Annotated in this window: 11 protein-coding genes; 10 read left to right on the forward strand and 1 reads right to left on the reverse strand. The window is 63.0% G+C overall.

Going from position 1 to position 15,310, the window contains the following annotated elements:
* Positions 1–2: 2 nt before the first annotated feature.
* Entirely contained in the window at positions 3–1,361 is a 1,359-nt protein-coding gene (locus CCOS864_RS22990) for a CoA transferase (protein WP_115088553.1), read from the forward strand.
* Between the two features lie 105 nt (positions 1,362–1,466).
* Here the strand turns inward: CCOS864_RS22990 and arcD (CCOS864_RS22995) are convergent, their stop codons facing one another.
* Positions 1,467–2,894 (reverse strand): arginine-ornithine antiporter, encoded by a 1,428-nt coding sequence (gene arcD / locus CCOS864_RS22995; protein ID WP_115088554.1) that lies wholly within the window; start codon positions 2,892–2,894, stop codon positions 1,467–1,469.
* Between the two features lie 441 nt (positions 2,895–3,335).
* On the opposite strand from arcD (CCOS864_RS22995), the gene arcD (CCOS864_RS23000) reads away from it, so the two are divergent.
* The 9 genes from arcD (CCOS864_RS23000) to CCOS864_RS23040 all read left to right on the forward strand — a co-directional run bounded on the left by arcD (CCOS864_RS23000) (position 3,336) and on the right by CCOS864_RS23040 (position 15,286).
* Entirely contained in the window at positions 3,336–4,763 is a 1,428-nt protein-coding gene (gene arcD / locus CCOS864_RS23000) for an arginine-ornithine antiporter (protein WP_115088555.1), read from the forward strand.
* Positions 4,764–4,796: 33 nt separating this feature from the next.
* Positions 4,797–6,053 carry an arginine deiminase gene (gene arcA, locus CCOS864_RS23005; RefSeq protein WP_115088556.1) on the forward strand — a complete coding sequence of 419 codons (1,257 nt, stop codon included), beginning with the start codon at positions 4,797–4,799 and terminating at the stop codon, positions 6,051–6,053.
* Positions 6,054–6,132: 79 nt separating this feature from the next.
* Positions 6,133–7,143, forward strand: a complete 1,011-nt coding sequence (locus CCOS864_RS23010) for an ornithine carbamoyltransferase (protein WP_115088557.1) — start codon at positions 6,133–6,135, stop codon at positions 7,141–7,143.
* Positions 7,144–7,291: 148 nt separating this feature from the next.
* Positions 7,292–8,221: a carbamate kinase gene (arcC, locus tag CCOS864_RS23015; protein ID WP_045196411.1), complete on the forward strand. Its 930-nt coding sequence runs from the start codon at positions 7,292–7,294 to the stop codon at positions 8,219–8,221.
* Positions 8,222–8,276: 55 nt separating this feature from the next.
* Positions 8,277–8,642, forward strand: coding sequence for a DUF5064 family protein (locus tag CCOS864_RS23020; protein ID WP_115088558.1), 366 nt, complete (start codon positions 8,277–8,279; stop codon positions 8,640–8,642).
* A 115-nt stretch (positions 8,643–8,757) separates the two neighbouring features.
* The gene (locus CCOS864_RS23025) at positions 8,758–10,266 is read left to right on the forward strand and encodes a sigma-54-dependent transcriptional regulator (protein ID WP_115088559.1); all 1,509 of its coding nucleotides are present in this window, start codon (positions 8,758–8,760) and stop codon (positions 10,264–10,266) included.
* Positions 10,267–10,540: 274 nt separating this feature from the next.
* Positions 10,541–10,924 (forward strand): glycine cleavage system protein GcvH, encoded by a 384-nt coding sequence (gene gcvH / locus CCOS864_RS23030; protein WP_115088560.1) that lies wholly within the window; start codon positions 10,541–10,543, stop codon positions 10,922–10,924.
* Positions 10,925–10,933: 9 nt separating this feature from the next.
* Positions 10,934–13,789 (forward strand): aminomethyl-transferring glycine dehydrogenase, encoded by a 2,856-nt coding sequence (gene gcvP, locus CCOS864_RS23035; RefSeq protein WP_115088561.1) that lies wholly within the window; start codon positions 10,934–10,936, stop codon positions 13,787–13,789.
* Positions 13,790–13,909: 120 nt separating this feature from the next.
* The gene (locus CCOS864_RS23040) at positions 13,910–15,286 is read left to right on the forward strand and encodes an L-serine ammonia-lyase (RefSeq protein ID WP_115088562.1); all 1,377 of its coding nucleotides are present in this window, start codon (positions 13,910–13,912) and stop codon (positions 15,284–15,286) included.
* Positions 15,287–15,310: the final 24 nt, after the last annotated feature.

Consider the following 15,310-nt stretch of genomic DNA (forward strand, 5'->3'; position numbering starts at 1 on the left):
TGATGACCGCGCTACTCGACACCCTTGTCGCCGAACTGCAGCTGCCAACGGCACTGCGCAATACCCTGCGCTTTCGCGGCAACGGCGCCCTGCCTTCGACTTTCGCCGTCACCGCGCTTGCCAGCAGCAGCGTTGCCGCCTGTGGCCTGGCAATCGCCGAACTGCTGCAGCGCCAGCTTGAGCAACAGCCTGCCGTTGAAGTTGACCGCCGCCTGAGCTCGTTCTGGTTCGCCACCAGCCTGCGCCCGCAAGGCTGGAGCACACCGCCCTTGTGGGACCCGATTGCCGGTGACTACCGCGCCGAGGATGGCTGGATTCGCCTGCATACCAACGCAGCTCATCATCGCGCCGCCGCCGAGAAGGTAGTGGGCCGTGCGGCTGACCGCGCACAAATGGCCGACCTGGTTGCGCGCTGGCGCGCAAGCGAGCTGGAAAGCGCGATAGTCACCGCTGGCGGTTGCGCCGCGCACATGCGCAGTTGGTCCGAATGGTCGGCCCACCCTCAGGGCCTGGCAGTGAATGCCGAGCCGTTGATTCACCGCCAACTGGCTCCAGCCTTTACAAGCAGACGCTGGAGCGGTAACGCCGTCCGACCTCTGGCCGGGGTCAAGGTGCTGGACCTGACCCGCATCCTCGCCGGCCCCACAGCCAGCCGCCTGCTGGCTGGCTTCGGCGCTGAGGTACTGCGGATCGACCCGCCAGGCTGGGAGGAACCGGCGGTGGTTGCCGAGGTGACCCTGGGTAAACGCTGTGCGCGCCTGGACTTGCACGATGGGGATGATCGACGGGTGTTTGAACGCCTGCTCAGTGAAGCCGATATTCTCCTGCATGGTTACCGCGCCGACGCCCTCGAACGACTGGGGTATGCCAGCGAACAGCGCCGCCAGCTCAACCCCGGACTGATCGATGTGAGCCTCAACGCCTACGGCTGGAGCGGCCCCTGGCAACAGCGCCGGGGCTTCGACAGCCTGGTGCAGATGAGCTGCGGCATCGCTTGCGAAGGCATGCGCTGGCAACAGGCCGACAAGCCCGTGCCGCTGCCGGTGCAGGCATTGGACCATGGCACCGGGTACCTGATGGCGGCTGCGGCGATCAAGGCCTACAGCGAACGCCTGGGCAGCGGATGCGGGGCAACCCTGCGCCTGTCGCTGGCGCGCACGGCAAAGCTGTTGATCGATCAGGGGACGCTGGCAGCGGATGTGCCGTTGCAGGCTGAGACGGCAGCGGACCTGAACCCGCAGCTGGAGCAGACGCCCTGGGGGCTGGCGCAGCGGCTGAAGGCGCCGCTGCTGGTCGAAGGGGCGCCGTTGGTTTGGCAGCGAGGGGCTTGTGAGCTGGGTTCTGCTGCTGCCTGTTGGTGAATGTGAGGGCCTCTCGCTGGCAAAGCCAGCGCCCACAGAGTTTGCTGTACACCGATCTACTGTGGGAGCCGGCCTTGCCGGCGATGGGCTGCGCCGCAGCCCTGATTAAAGGCTCAACACCCCACTGTACAACCCATAAGCCGCCAACCCCGCGCCCACCAGAACGGCGGCAAAGATCAGCTTCTCCCAGGTGGTAAACAGCGCCTGCCCCTGCTCATGCTTGGCCCGGGCAAACAGGATCACCCCCGGCGCGTACAACAGCGCCGACAACAACAGGTACTTGAGCCCCCCGGCGTACAGCAGCCAGATCGCATACACCAGGGCGGTGCCGGCAATCACCAGGTCCTTGCGCCGCGCTCCCGGATGCCCTTCATACGATTCCCCACGTACCGCCAACAGCACTGCATAGGCCGCCGACCACAGGTATGGCACCAAAATCATCGACGACGCCAGGTAGATCAGGCTGGTGTAGGTCCCGGCGGAAAACAGCGTGATCAGCAAGAACAGCTGAATCATCACGTTGGTCAGCCACAAGGCATTGGCCGGCACGTGGTTGGCGTTTTCCCGGGCCAGAAAGCGCGGCATGGTCTGGTCGCGGGCCGTGGCAAAGAGAATCTCGGCGCACAGCAAGGCCCATGACAGCAAAGCCCCCAACAGCGACACCGCCAGGCCGATGCTGATCAGCAAGGCACCCCAGGGCCCGACGATATGCTCGAGCACCGAAGCCAGCGACGGATTCTGCAAGGCGGCCAGTTCCGGCTGGGTCATCACCCCGAGCGACAGCACGTTGACCAGCACCAGCAGGGCCAGCACGCCAATAAAGCCGATCACCGTGGCCTTGCCGACGTCCGAACGCTTCGCCGCCCGTCCGGAGTAGACACTCGCACCCTCGATGCCGATAAACACGAACACGGTCACCAGCATCATGTTGCGCACCTGGTCGAGCACTCCACCGAATTTCGGGTTGCTCAAGCCCCAGATGTCACGGGTAAAGATGTCGGCGCGAAAGGCTACGGCAGCGATGACGATGAACATCACCAGCGGCACGATCTTGGCCACGGTGGTCACCTGGTTGATGAACGCCGCCTCCTTGATCCCGCGCAACACCAGAAAATGCACCGCCCACAACAGCAACGAGGCGCAGGCGATGGCGATCGGCGTGTTGCCCTCGCCAAACACCGGAAAGTAGAAACCCAGGGTGCTGAACAGCAGCACGAAGTAGCCGACGTTGCCCAGCCAGGCGCTGATCCAGTAGCCCCAGGCCGAAGAAAAGCCCATGTACTCGCCAAACCCGGCCTTGGCATAGGCATACACCCCGGAGTCCAGCTCCGGCTTGCGGTTGGCCAGGGTCTGGAACACGAAGGCCAGGGCCAGCATGCCCACCGCTGTGATCCCCCAGCCGATCAGTACCGCGCCGACGTCGGCACGTGCGGCCATGTTTTGCGGCAGCGAAAAAATCCCACCGCCGATCATCGAGCCGACCACCAAGGCGATCAACGCACCCAGGCGCAATTTCTGTCCAGGTTCGGACATGCAGATCCCCTTCTGTCTCGTGTTTGTAACGCCAGAGGTACACCCTGAGTTAAATATATGCAGAGTGTAAGCGTTCATATGTATTAAACCACTAAGCTTCCGCTGCTCATAACTTGTGCGTCTATGCCTGACGAACTAAATAGGGAGTTTTGTGCACTATTTCCGCTTGTTCAAGCCAATAAGATATTTTCTCAGGAAAAATTTGCGATTCCCCCAAAACGGACTAGCTTCAATGCTCACAGCCCCGCAAGAGCGATTGCTCTAAAAGGCCATGGAGGTGCCAGTGGACAAGGCTTGCAGCACTGCGATCGGCATACTCCGGGAGGCTGTTTCAGTCACTGATCTCAATGGAATGTCCTCATGAACTGACCTGAATCAGCTAATGACTTCGCCGCTGGATTTATTCTAGCGTCATCTCTTCTCCTGGTACGGAGTTATTCAATGTCAGACGCTCCCGGAAAACTACGACTTGGTGCGCTGGTTGCACTTGTTGTCGGCTCGATGATCGGCGGCGGGATCTTTTCGTTGCCGCAAAACATGGCCGCAAGTGCCGATGTAGGCGCTGTTCTGATCGGCTGGGGCATCACCGCCATCGGCATGCTGACCCTGGCTTTCGTGTTCCAGACCCTGGCCAATCGCAAGCCTGACCTGGACGGCGGGGTGTACGCCTACGCCAAGGCCGGTTTCGGCGATTACATGGGCTTTTCTTCGGCCTGGGGCTACTGGATCAGCGCCTGGCTCGGCAACGTCGGCTACTTCGTGTTGCTGTTCAGTACCCTCGGCTACTTCTTCCCGATCTTTGGCGAGGGCAACACCCCGGCAGCGGTCATTGGCGCCTCGGTGCTGCTCTGGGCCGTGCATTTCCTCGTGCTGCGCGGGATCAAGGAAGCGGCGTTCATCAACCTGGTCACCACCGTGGCCAAGGTCGTGCCGCTGGCGTTGTTCGTGCTGATCGCCGTGTTCGCCTTCAAGCTGGACATCTTCACCGCTGACATCTGGGGTTCGATGAACCCGGACCTGGGCAGCGTGATGAACCAGGTGCGCAACATGATGCTGGTCACCGTGTGGGTGTTCATCGGCATCGAGGGCGCGAGCATCTTCTCGGCCCGGGCAGAAAAACGCTCGGACGTGGGTAAGGCCACGGTCATCGGCTTCATTACCGTGCTGCTGTTCCTGGTGCTGGTCAACGTGCTGTCGCTGGGCATCATGACCCAGCCTGAACTGGCCAAGCTGCAGAACCCGTCGATGGCCGCCGTGCTTGAGCACGTGGTCGGTCACTGGGGCGCGGTGCTGATCAGCGTCGGCCTGATCATCTCGCTGCTCGGTGCCCTGCTGTCGTGGGTGCTGCTGTGCGCCGAGATCATGTTCGCCGCCGCCAAAGACCACACCATGCCGGAGTTCCTGCGCCGCGAGAACGCCAACCACGTGCCGGCCAACGCCCTGTGGCTGACCAACGCCATGGTGCAGATCTTCCTGGTCATCACCCTGTTCTCGGCCAGTACCTACCTGTCGCTGATCTACCTCGCCACTTCGATGATCCTGGTGCCTTACCTGTGGTCGGCGGCCTACGCCTTCCTGCTGGCGCTGCGCAGCGAAACCTACGAACAGGCCCTGGCCGAACGCAAGAAAGACCTGGTCATCGGTGCCATCGCCCTGCTCTACGCGGTCTGGCTGCTGTATGCCGGCGGCGTCAAATACCTGCTGCTTTCGGCCCTGCTCTATGCCCCTGGCGTGATCCTGTTCGCCAAGGCCAAGCGCGAGGTCGGCCAACCGATTTTTACCAACGTGGAGAAGCTGATCTTCGCCGCCGTGGTCCTTGGCGCCCTGGTGGCTGCCTACGGCCTGTACGACGGCTTCCTGACTCTGTAACCACCCGTTTTCGCAACTTGGAGGAAATGAACCATGTCCACGGATAAAGTTAAGTACGGCGTACATTCCGAAGCCGGCAAACTGCGCAAAGTGATGGTCTGCTCCCCTGGCCTGGCGCACCAGCGCCTGACGCCGAGCAACTGCGACGACCTGCTGTTCGATGACGTCATCTGGGTCAACCAGGCCAAGCGCGACCACTTCGACTTCGTCACCAAAATGCGTGAACGCGGCATCGAAGTGCTGGAAATGCACAACCTGCTGACCGAGACCGTGCAGAACCCCGAAGCACTGAAATGGATCCTCGACCGCAAGATCACCCCGGACACCGTCGGTGTCGGCCTGACCAACGAAGTGCGCAGCTGGCTCGAAGGCCTGGAGCCACGCAAACTGGCCGAGTTCCTGATCGGCGGCGTGGCCGGTGAAGACCTGCCCGACAGTGAAGGCGCCAGCGTCATCAAGATGTACCGCGACTACCTGGGCCACTCCAGCTTCCTGCTCGACCCACTGCCCAACACCCAGTTCACCCGCGACACCACTTGCTGGATCTACGGCGGCGTGACCCTCAACCCGATGTACTGGCCGGCGCGACGCCAGGAAACCCTGCTGACCACCGCGATCTACAAGTTCCACCCCGAGTTCAGCGGTGCCGACTTTGAAGTCTGGTATGGCGACCCGGATCATGACCACGGCAAGGCCACCCTCGAAGGCGGCGACGTCATGCCGATCGGCAATGGCGTGGTCCTGATCGGCATGGGCGAGCGCACCTCGCGCCAGGCCATCGGTCAACTGGCGCAATCGCTGTTTGCCAAAGGTGCGGTCGAGAAGGTCGTAGTGGCCGGCTTGCCGAAATCCCGCGCCGCGATGCACCTGGACACCGTGTTCAGCTTCTGCGACCGCGACCTGGTCACGGTCTTCCCGGAAGTGGTCAAGGAAATCGTCCCGTTCGTCATTCGTCCGGACAGCAGCAAGCCGTACGGCATGGACGTGCGCCGCGAGAACAAGACCTTCCTCGACGTGGTCGCCGAATCCCTCAACCTCAAGCAGCTGCGCGTGGTGGAAACCGGCGGCAACAGCTTCGCCGCCGAACGCGAGCAATGGGATGACGGCAACAACGTGGTGGCGCTGGAGCCCGGCGTAGTCATCGGCTACGACCGCAACACCTACACCAACACCCTGCTGCGCAAGGCCGGTGTCGAAGTCATCACCATCAGCGCCGGCGAACTGGGCCGTGGCCGCGGCGGCGGTCACTGCATGACCTGCCCGATCGTGCGCGACCCTATCGACTACTAAAACGACCATCAACCGCCTGCACCCACGGGTGCAGGCAGGCCGATCACCGCTTTCCGTTCACCAGAACAGGAGAATCATCATGGCGTTCAACATCCACAACCGTAACCTGCTGAGCCTGGAACACCACACCCCTCGCGAGTTGCGCTACCTGCTGGACCTGTCCCGTGACCTGAAACGTGCCAAGTACACCGGCACCGAGCAGCAGCACCTCAAAGGCAACAACATTGCGCTGATCTTCGAGAAAACCTCGACCCGCACCCGTTGCGCCTTCGAAGTGGCTGCCTACGACCAGGGCGCCAACGTCACTTACATCGACCCGAACTCTTCGCAGATCGGCCACAAGGAAAGCATGAAGGACACCGCCCGCGTACTCGGGCGCATGTATGACGCCATCGAGTACCGTGGCTTCAAGCAGGAAATCGTCGAAGAGCTGGCCAAGTTCGCCGGTGTGCCGGTGTTCAACGGCCTGACCGACGAATATCACCCGACCCAGATGATCGCCGACGTGCTGACCATGCGTGAACACGCCGACAAGCCGATCCACGACATCAGCTACGCCTACCTGGGCGATGCCCGCAACAATATGGGCAACTCGCTGCTGCTGGTCGGCGCCAAACTTGGCATGGACGTGCGCATCTGCGCGCCGAAAGCCCTGTGGCCGCACGACGACCTGGTCGCCCGTTGCAAAAAATATGCGGAAGAAAGCGGCGCACGCATCACCCTCACCGAAGACCCGAAAGCGGCGGTCAAGGGCGTCGACTTCATCCACACCGACGTCTGGGTTTCGATGGGCGAGCCGGTTGAAGCCTGGGGCGAACGCATCCAGCAACTGCTGCCGTACCAGGTCAACGCCGAGCTGATGAAAGCCACTGGCAACCCGCGGACCAAGTTCATGCACTGCCTGCCAGCGTTCCACAACTCCGACACCAAGGTCGGCAAACAGATCGCCGAGCAGTACCCGCACCTGGCCAACGGTATCGAAGTGACCGACGACGTGTTCGAGTCGCCAGCCTGTATCGCCTTCGAGCAAGCGGAAAACCGCATGCACACCATCAAGGCGATCCTGGTGTCGACCCTGGCTGACCTGTAATCCATTCAGGGAGCGAATCTTCGCTCCTGTGGGAGCCGGCCTTGCCGGCGATGGTATCGGCGCAGTACCCGTTACTGCGCGGTGCCTGAATCGCTGGCAAAGCCAGCTCCCACAAGAGCTTCGCTGCCAACGCTAAAAGGACATCATCATGCGTATCGTTGTTGCATTGGGCGGCAACGCCCTGCTGCGCCGTGGCGAACCCATGACTGCAGACAATCAGCGCGCCAATATCCGCATCGCCGCCGAGCAGATCGCCAAGATTCACCCAGGCAATGAACTGGTCATCGCCCACGGCAATGGTCCGCAAGTCGGCCTGTTGTCGTTGCAGGCGCAATCCTACAAGCCGGACGAAGCCTACCCGCTGGACGTGCTCGGGGCCGAAACCGAAGGCATGATCGGCTACATCATCGAACAGGAGCTGGGCAACCTGCTGGACTTCGAAGTGCCGTTCGCCACCCTCCTGACCCAGGTCGAAGTGGACGCCAATGACCCGGCCTTCAAGGACCCGACCAAGTTCATCGGCCCGGTCTACAGCAAGGAAGACGCCGAGCGCCTGGCCAAGGAGAAAGGCTGGGTGGTCAAGGCCGACGGCGACAAGTACCGCCGTGTGGTCGCCAGCCCGAAACCCAAGCGCATCTTCGAGATTCGCCCGATCAAATGGCTGCTGGAAAAGAGCAGCATCGTCATCTGCGCCGGTGGCGGCGGCATCCCGACCATGTATGACGCCGACCGCAAGCTCAAGGGCATCGAAGCGGTGATCGACAAAGACCTGTGCTCGGCGCTGCTGGCCGAACAGCTCGAAGCCGACCTGCTGGTGATCGCCACCGACGTCAACGCGGCGTTCATCGACTATGGCAAGCCGAGCCAGAAGGCGATTGCCCAGGCGCACCCGGACGAGCTCGAACGCCTCGGCTTTGCCGCCGGCTCCATGGGCCCGAAAGTCCAGGCCGCTTGCGACTTCGCCCGCCATACCGGCAAAGTGGCGGTTATCGGTTCGCTGGCCGACATCGAAGATATCGTCAAGGGTACGGCCGGTACCCGGGTGAGCACCTCGAAGCCTGGAATCAGCTACCGTTGAATGCAGTGGGCGGGCTTGCGGGCCCGCCGTTTTCACCTTTGCGGAGGATTCCATCATGGCCCAGTTCAAATCCGGTCACGTGCATATCGAGCGCACTGCGCTGAACAAGGCTGATCACAGTTACGACCTGAATATCGAGTACGCAGTAGTCCGGGAAGCCAACAAACACGGCATTGATTTCCACATGCATGGAAGCATCGAAGGCAAGACCGTGGAGGAAAAGTTCTTCCTGAGCAAAGAAGAGGTATTGCCGAGCTTCCTGAGTGTCGCCACGCGCAGGGCGCAAAGCTACATGCCGTCGCCCAAGAAATTCGAGAGCCTGGGCTCAACGCACAAGATCTACGACCTGATGTTCGAGGACATTCGCGAGAAGCTGGATGTGAAGTCGGGGGATTCGGTCAATCCCGAGCACTTCGAGTAGCCCTACCGGCCTCATCGCGGGGCAAGCCCGCTCCCACCCAGGTAGGAGCGGGCTTGCCCCGCGATTGCGCTGAACAGCATACTGGCCGCCTTCGGCAGCCTTGAACCCCTCACCCATGCGCATCCACGTCAGTTTCATCGACCGCGTCGGCATCACCCAGGAAGTGCTGGCCCTGCTCGGCGCCCGCAACCTCAACCTGGACGCCGTGGAGATGGTGCCGCCGAACGTCTACATCGACGCCCCGACCCTCAGCCCCCACGTGCTCGAAGAGCTGCACGACGCGCTGTTCAACGTGCATGGCGTGCAAACCGTACAAGTGGTCGACATCCTCCCCGGCCAGCGCCGTCACCTGCAGCTCGATGCCCTGCTCGCGGCCATGAGCGATCCGGTACTGGCCTTGGACAGCGCCGGCCATGTACTGCTGGCCAACCCGGCGCTGGTGGCGCTGTGCGGCCAGGAGCCATCCGACCGTTCGGTGGCCGACCTGTTTGGCGATCCTGGCCTGCTTGAAGCCCTGATCGAACAGGGCTTCCACCTGCCCCTGCGCGAAGTGACTCTCAACGGCCAGACGCTGCTGCTCGATGCCACGCCGATCACCAACGCCGGTGCACTGCTGACCTTGTATCAGCCCAATCGCATCGGCGAACGGCTGTCGGCGCTGCACCATGATCACGCCGAGGGCTTCGATGCACTGCTGGGTGATTCACCGCCGATCCGCACCCTCAAGGCCCGCGCCCTGCGCGTGGCGGCCCTGGATGCACCGCTGCTGATCCACGGTGAAACCGGTACCGGCAAGGAGCTGGTGGCCCGCGCCTGTCACGCCATCAGCAGCCGTCACAGCGCACCCTTCCTGGCGCTCAACTGCGCGGCGCTGCCGGAGAACCTGGCCGAAAGCGAGCTGTTCGGCTACGCCCCCGGCGCCTTTACCGGCGCACAACGCGGCGGCAAGCCGGGGCTGATGGAACTGGCCAACCAGGGTACGGTGTTCCTCGACGAGATCGGCGAAATGTCGCCGTACCTGCAGGCCAAGCTCCTGCGTTTTCTCAACGACGGCAGCTTTCGCCGGGTCGGTGGCGACCGTGAGGTGAAGGTCAATGTGCGGATCCTCAGCGCCACCCACCGCGACCTGGAAAAGATGGTCGCCGAAGGCACCTTTCGCGAAGACCTGTTCTACCGCCTGAACGTGCTCAACCTGCAGGTGCCGCCGCTGCGCGAGCGCGGCCAGGACATCCTTCTGCTGGCACGCTACTTCATGCAGCAGGCCTGCACCCAGATCCAGCGCCCGCTGTGCCGCCTGGCCCCGGCCACTTACCCGGCGCTGCTGGGCAACCGCTGGCCGGGCAACGTGCGTCAGCTGCAGAACGTGATCTTCCGCGCCGCCGCCATCAGCGAAAGCAGCCTGGTGGACATCGGTGACCTGGACATCGCCGGCACCTCGGTGGCCCGTGGGCATGGCGCTGAAGTCGATAGCCTGGAACAGGCCGTGGAAGACTTCGAACGCAACCTGCTGACCAAGCTCTACAGCAGCTACCCCTCGACCCGCCAGCTGGCCAGCCGCCTGCAAACCTCGCACACCGCCATTGCCCATCGCCTGCGCAAATACGGCATCCCGACCAAGCCCTGACCAGACGTACTGAAATCGATACAGCGTAACGATATCAATACAGCACAGTTTCAGGGCCATGGCGCAAGGTTCTGATCCACTTGCGCTTTTTTTCCCGGCTTCGGGTGTAGCGATTTCGCTACAGTTGTAGATCTCCTATTACTCGGAAAATTTATAACATATTGTTTTATAACGATATTTTATAGATGGCCGCATTATTGCTATGGCATTACTCATCCCTGGGCTCACCTGAGCCACGCCCACAGCCGTCCCCTGCGGCCCTTGAGGAGTTTCCATGAGCGAGTTGCGATTCACCGAAGATCACGAATGGCTGCGTACCGAAACTGACGGCAGCGTCACCGTCGGGATTACCGCCTTCGCCCAGAACGCCCTGGGCGATGTGGTCTACGTGCAACTGCCGGAGCTGCAAAGCTACGACAAAGGTGCCGAAGCTTCGACCGTCGAATCGGTCAAGGCTGCCAGTGGCGTATACATGCCGCTGACTGGCGAAGTGGTTGCGGTCAACGACCAACTCAACGATAGCCCCGAGCTGGTCAACGAAGACCCGCTGGGTGAAGGCTGGTTCTTCCGTTTCATCCCGGCCGACGCCGGCGCCGTCGCGCAACTGCTCGACCAGGACGCCTACGACCGCCTGATCAAAGCCAACGCTGACGTCTGAGGAACCGCCATGACCATCAACCTCGGCACCGCCAACGAATTCATCGCTCGCCACATCGGCCCACGCCAGCGCGACGAGCAGCACATGCTCGCCACCCTCGGCTTCGACTCGCTGGAAGCCATGAGCGCCGCCGTCATCCCCGACAGCATCAAGGGCACCAGCGTCCTGGAGCTGGGCGCAGGGCAAAGCGAAGCCGAGGCCCTGGCCTCGCTCAAGGCTATCGCCGGCAACAACCAGCTGTTCAAGAGCTTCATCGGCCAGGGTTACTACAACTGCCATACCCCGGCGCCGATCCTGCGCAACCTGCTGGAAAATCCGGCCTGGTACACCGCCTACACCCCGTACCAACCAGAGATTTCCCAGGGCCGCCTGGAAGCGCTGCTGAATTTCCAGACTCTGATCAGCGACCTCACCGGCCTGCCGATCGCCAACGCATCCTTGCTCGACGAAGCCACCGCTGCCGCCGAAGCCATGACCTTCTGCAAACGCCTGAGCAAGAACAAGGGCAGCCACGCCTTCTTCGCTTCCGTGCATTGCCACCCGCAGACGCTCGACGTGCTGCGTACCCGGGCCGAACCGCTGGGTATCGACGTCATCGTCGGCGACGAGCGTGAACTGGGCGATGTCAGCGCCTTCTTCGGTGCCCTGCTGCAATACCCGGCCAGCAGCGGTGAAGTCTTCGACTACCGTGAGCTGGTCGAGCGCTTCCACGCCGCCAATGCCCTGGTTGCCGTGGCTGCCGACCTGCTGGCCCTGACCCTGCTGACCCCACCGGGCGAATTCGGCGCCGACGTGGCCATCGGCAGCGCCCAGCGCTTCGGCGTGCCGCTGGGTTTCGGTGGCCCGCACGCGGCCTACTTCTCTACCCGCGACGCATTCAAGCGCGACATGCCGGGCCGCCTGGTCGGCGTCTCGATCGACCGCTTCGGCAAGACCGCCCTGCGCCTGGCCATGCAGACCCGCGAGCAGCACATCCGCCGCGAGAAAGCCACCAGCAACATCTGCACCGCCCAGGTGCTGCTGGCCAACATCGCCAGCATGTACGCCGTGTACCACGGCCCCCAGGGCCTGAAGCAGATCGCCGAACGCACCCATGCGCTGACCGCGATCCTCAAGGCCGGCCTGCAGCAGCTGGGTGTGAATGTCGAGATTGAACACTTCTTCGACACCCTGACCCTGGCCACTGGCAGCGCCACCGCCGCCCTGCACGACCAGGCCCGCGCCCAGCGCCTGAACCTGCGCCAGATTGACGCCCAGCGCCTGGGCCTGTCGCTGGATGAAACCAGCACCCAGGCAGACGTGGAAGCGCTGTGGCAACTGTTCGCCGACGGCAAGGCCACTCCGGACTTCGCCGCCCTCGCTGCCAGCGTTCAAGCGCAATTGCCTCGCGCCCTGCTGCGCCAGTCGGCGATCCTCGAGCACCCGGTGTTCAACCGCTACCACAGTGAAACCGAGCTGATGCGCTACCTGCGCCGCCTGGCCGACAAGGACCTGGCCCTGGACCGCACCATGATCCCGCTGGGCTCGTGCACCATGAAGCTCAACGCCGCCAGCGAAATGATCCCGGTGACCTGGGCCGAATTCGGCAACCTGCACCCGTTCGCCCCGGCAGAACAGAGCCAGGGTTACCAGCAACTGACCAGCGAACTGGAAGCCATGCTCTGCGCCGCCACCGGCTATGACGCCGTGTCGCTGCAGCCCAACGCCGGCTCCCAGGGCGAGTACGCAGGCCTGCTGGCGATCCGCGCCTACCACCAGAGCCGTGGTGAAGCACGCCGCGACATCTGCCTGATCCCGTCCTCGGCCCACGGCACCAACCCCGCCACCGCCCACATGGCCGGCATGCGCGTGGTGGTCACCGCCTGTGACGCCCGCGGCAACGTCGACATCGACGACCTGCGTGCCAAGGCCATCGAGCACCGCGAACACCTCGCCGCGCTGATGATCACCTACCCCTCGACCCACGGCGTGTTCGAAGAAGCCATCGGCGAGATCTGCGCGATCATCCATGACAACGGCGGCCAGGTGTACATCGACGGTGCCAACATGAACGCCATGGTCGGCCTGTGCGCACCGGGCAAGTTCGGCGGCGATGTCTCGCACCTGAACCTGCACAAGACCTTCTGCATCCCCCACGGCGGTGGCGGCCCGGGCGTTGGCCCGATCGGCGTCAAGTCGCACCTGGCACCGTTCCTGCCCGGCCACGCGCACATGGACAACAAGCAAGGCGCGGTCTGCGCCGCACCATTCGGCAGCGCCAGCATTCTGCCGATCACCTGGATGTATATCCGCATGATGGGAGGCGCCGGGCTCAAGCGCGCATCGCAGATGGCCATCCTCAACGCCAACTACATCGCCCGCCGCCTGGAAGAGCACTATCCTGTGTTGTACACCGGCAGCAACGGCCTGGTGGCGCACGAGTGCATCCTCGATTTGCGTCCAATCAAGGACAGCAGCGGCATTAGCGTCGATGACGTGGCCAAGCGCCTGATCGACTTCGGCTTCCACGCCCCGACCATGTCGTTCCCGGTAGCCGGCACGCTGATGATCGAACCGACCGAAAGCGAGTCTAAAGAAGAACTGGACCGTTTCTGCGAGGCGATGATCCGCATCCGCGAAGAGATTCGCGCGGTAGAAAGCGGTAGCCTGGACAAGGACGACAACCCGCTGAAGAACGCCCCGCACACCGCCGCCGAGATCGCCGGTGAGTGGAGCCACCCGTACAGCCGCGAGCAGGCGGTGTATCCGCTGGCATCGCTGGTGGAAGGCAAATACTGGCCACCGGTCGGCCGGGTCGACAACGTGTTCGGCGACCGCAACCTGGTCTGTGCCTGCCCGTCGATCGAGAGCTATCAGGACGTCTGAGTCCGGCCTGCTGGCCTCATCGCTGGCAAAGCCAGCTCCCACAGGTTTCGAGAACACCAAAGAACCCTGTGGGAGCCGGCCTTGCCGGCGATGCTTCTCCCCAACAATGAGGGTACGACCATGTCACTAAGCGTCTTCGACCTGTTCAAGATCGGCATCGGCCCCTCCAGTTCCCATACCGTCGGCCCCATGCGCGCCGCCGCGCGCTTTGCCGAAGGCCTGCGCCGCGACGAGCTGCTCAGCGCCACGGTCTGCGTCAAGGCCGAACTCTACGGCTCGCTTGGCGCTACCGGCAAAGGCCACGGCAGCGACAAGGCCGTGCTGCTCGGCCTTGAAGGCGAACACCCGGACACGGTCGATACCGAAAGCATCCCCGCACGCCTGCAGGCCATCCGCAGCAGCGGCCGGCTCAACCTGCTCGGCGAGCATGAAATCGACTTCGTCGAAAAGCAGCACCTGGCAATGATCCGCAAGCCCCTGGCCTTTCACCCCAATGGCATGATCTTCCGTGCCTTTGACGCCGCCGGTTTGCAGATTCGCAGCCGCGAGTACTACTCGGTAGGCGGTGGTTTCGTGGTCGATGAGGACGCGGCCGGCGCCGATCGCATCGTCGAAGACAGCACCGTTCTGCCCTACCCGTTCAAGACCGCCAAGGAACTGCTCGGCCATTGCACCGCGCAGAACCTGTCGATCAGCCAGATCATGCTGGCCAACGAAGCGGCCTGGCGCCCGGAAAGCGAAACCCGCAGCGGCCTGTTGCGCATCTGGCAGGTCATGCAGGACTGCGTGTCCGCCGGTTGTCGCAACGAGGGCATCCTGCCTGGCGGGCTCAAGGTCAAGCGCCGTGCCGCAGCGCTGTACCGCCAGCTGTGCAGCAACCCGGAGGCGAGCCTGCGCGATGCGCTGTCGGTGCTCGACTGGGTCAACCTGTATGCCCTGGCCGTCAATGAAGAAAACGCCTTCGGCGGACGCGTGGTCACCGCGCCGACCAATGGCGCCGCCGGTATCGTCCCGGCAGTGCTGCACTACTACATGCGCTTTATCCCGGGCGCCAACGACGACGGCGTGGTGCGCTTTCTGCTCACGGCCGCCGCCATCGGCATCCTCTATAAAGAGAACGCCTCGATCTCCGGTGCCGAAGTCGGTTGCCAGGGCGAGGTCGGCGTCGCCTGCTCGATGGCCGCCGGCGCCTTGTGCGAAGTGATGGGCGGCAGCGTGCAGCAGGTCGAGAACGCCGCCGAGATCGGCATGGAACACAACCTGGGCCTGACCTGCGACCCGATCGGCGGGTTGGTCCAGGTGCCCTGCATCGAGCGCAACGCCATGGGCTCGGTCAAGGCTATCAATGCCGTGCGCATGGCCCTGCGCGGTGACGGGCAGCACTTCGTCTCGCTGGATAAAGTCATCCGCACCATGCGCCAGACCGGCGCCGACATGAAAAGCAAATACAAGGAGACCGCCCGCGGCGGTCTGGCCGTCAACATCATCGAATGCTGACACCCTCTCAAGCCCCAAGGAGTC

This window comes from Pseudomonas wadenswilerensis (genome assembly GCF_900497695.1).
GTDB classification, from domain to species: domain Bacteria; phylum Pseudomonadota; class Gammaproteobacteria; order Pseudomonadales; family Pseudomonadaceae; genus Aquipseudomonas; species Aquipseudomonas wadenswilerensis.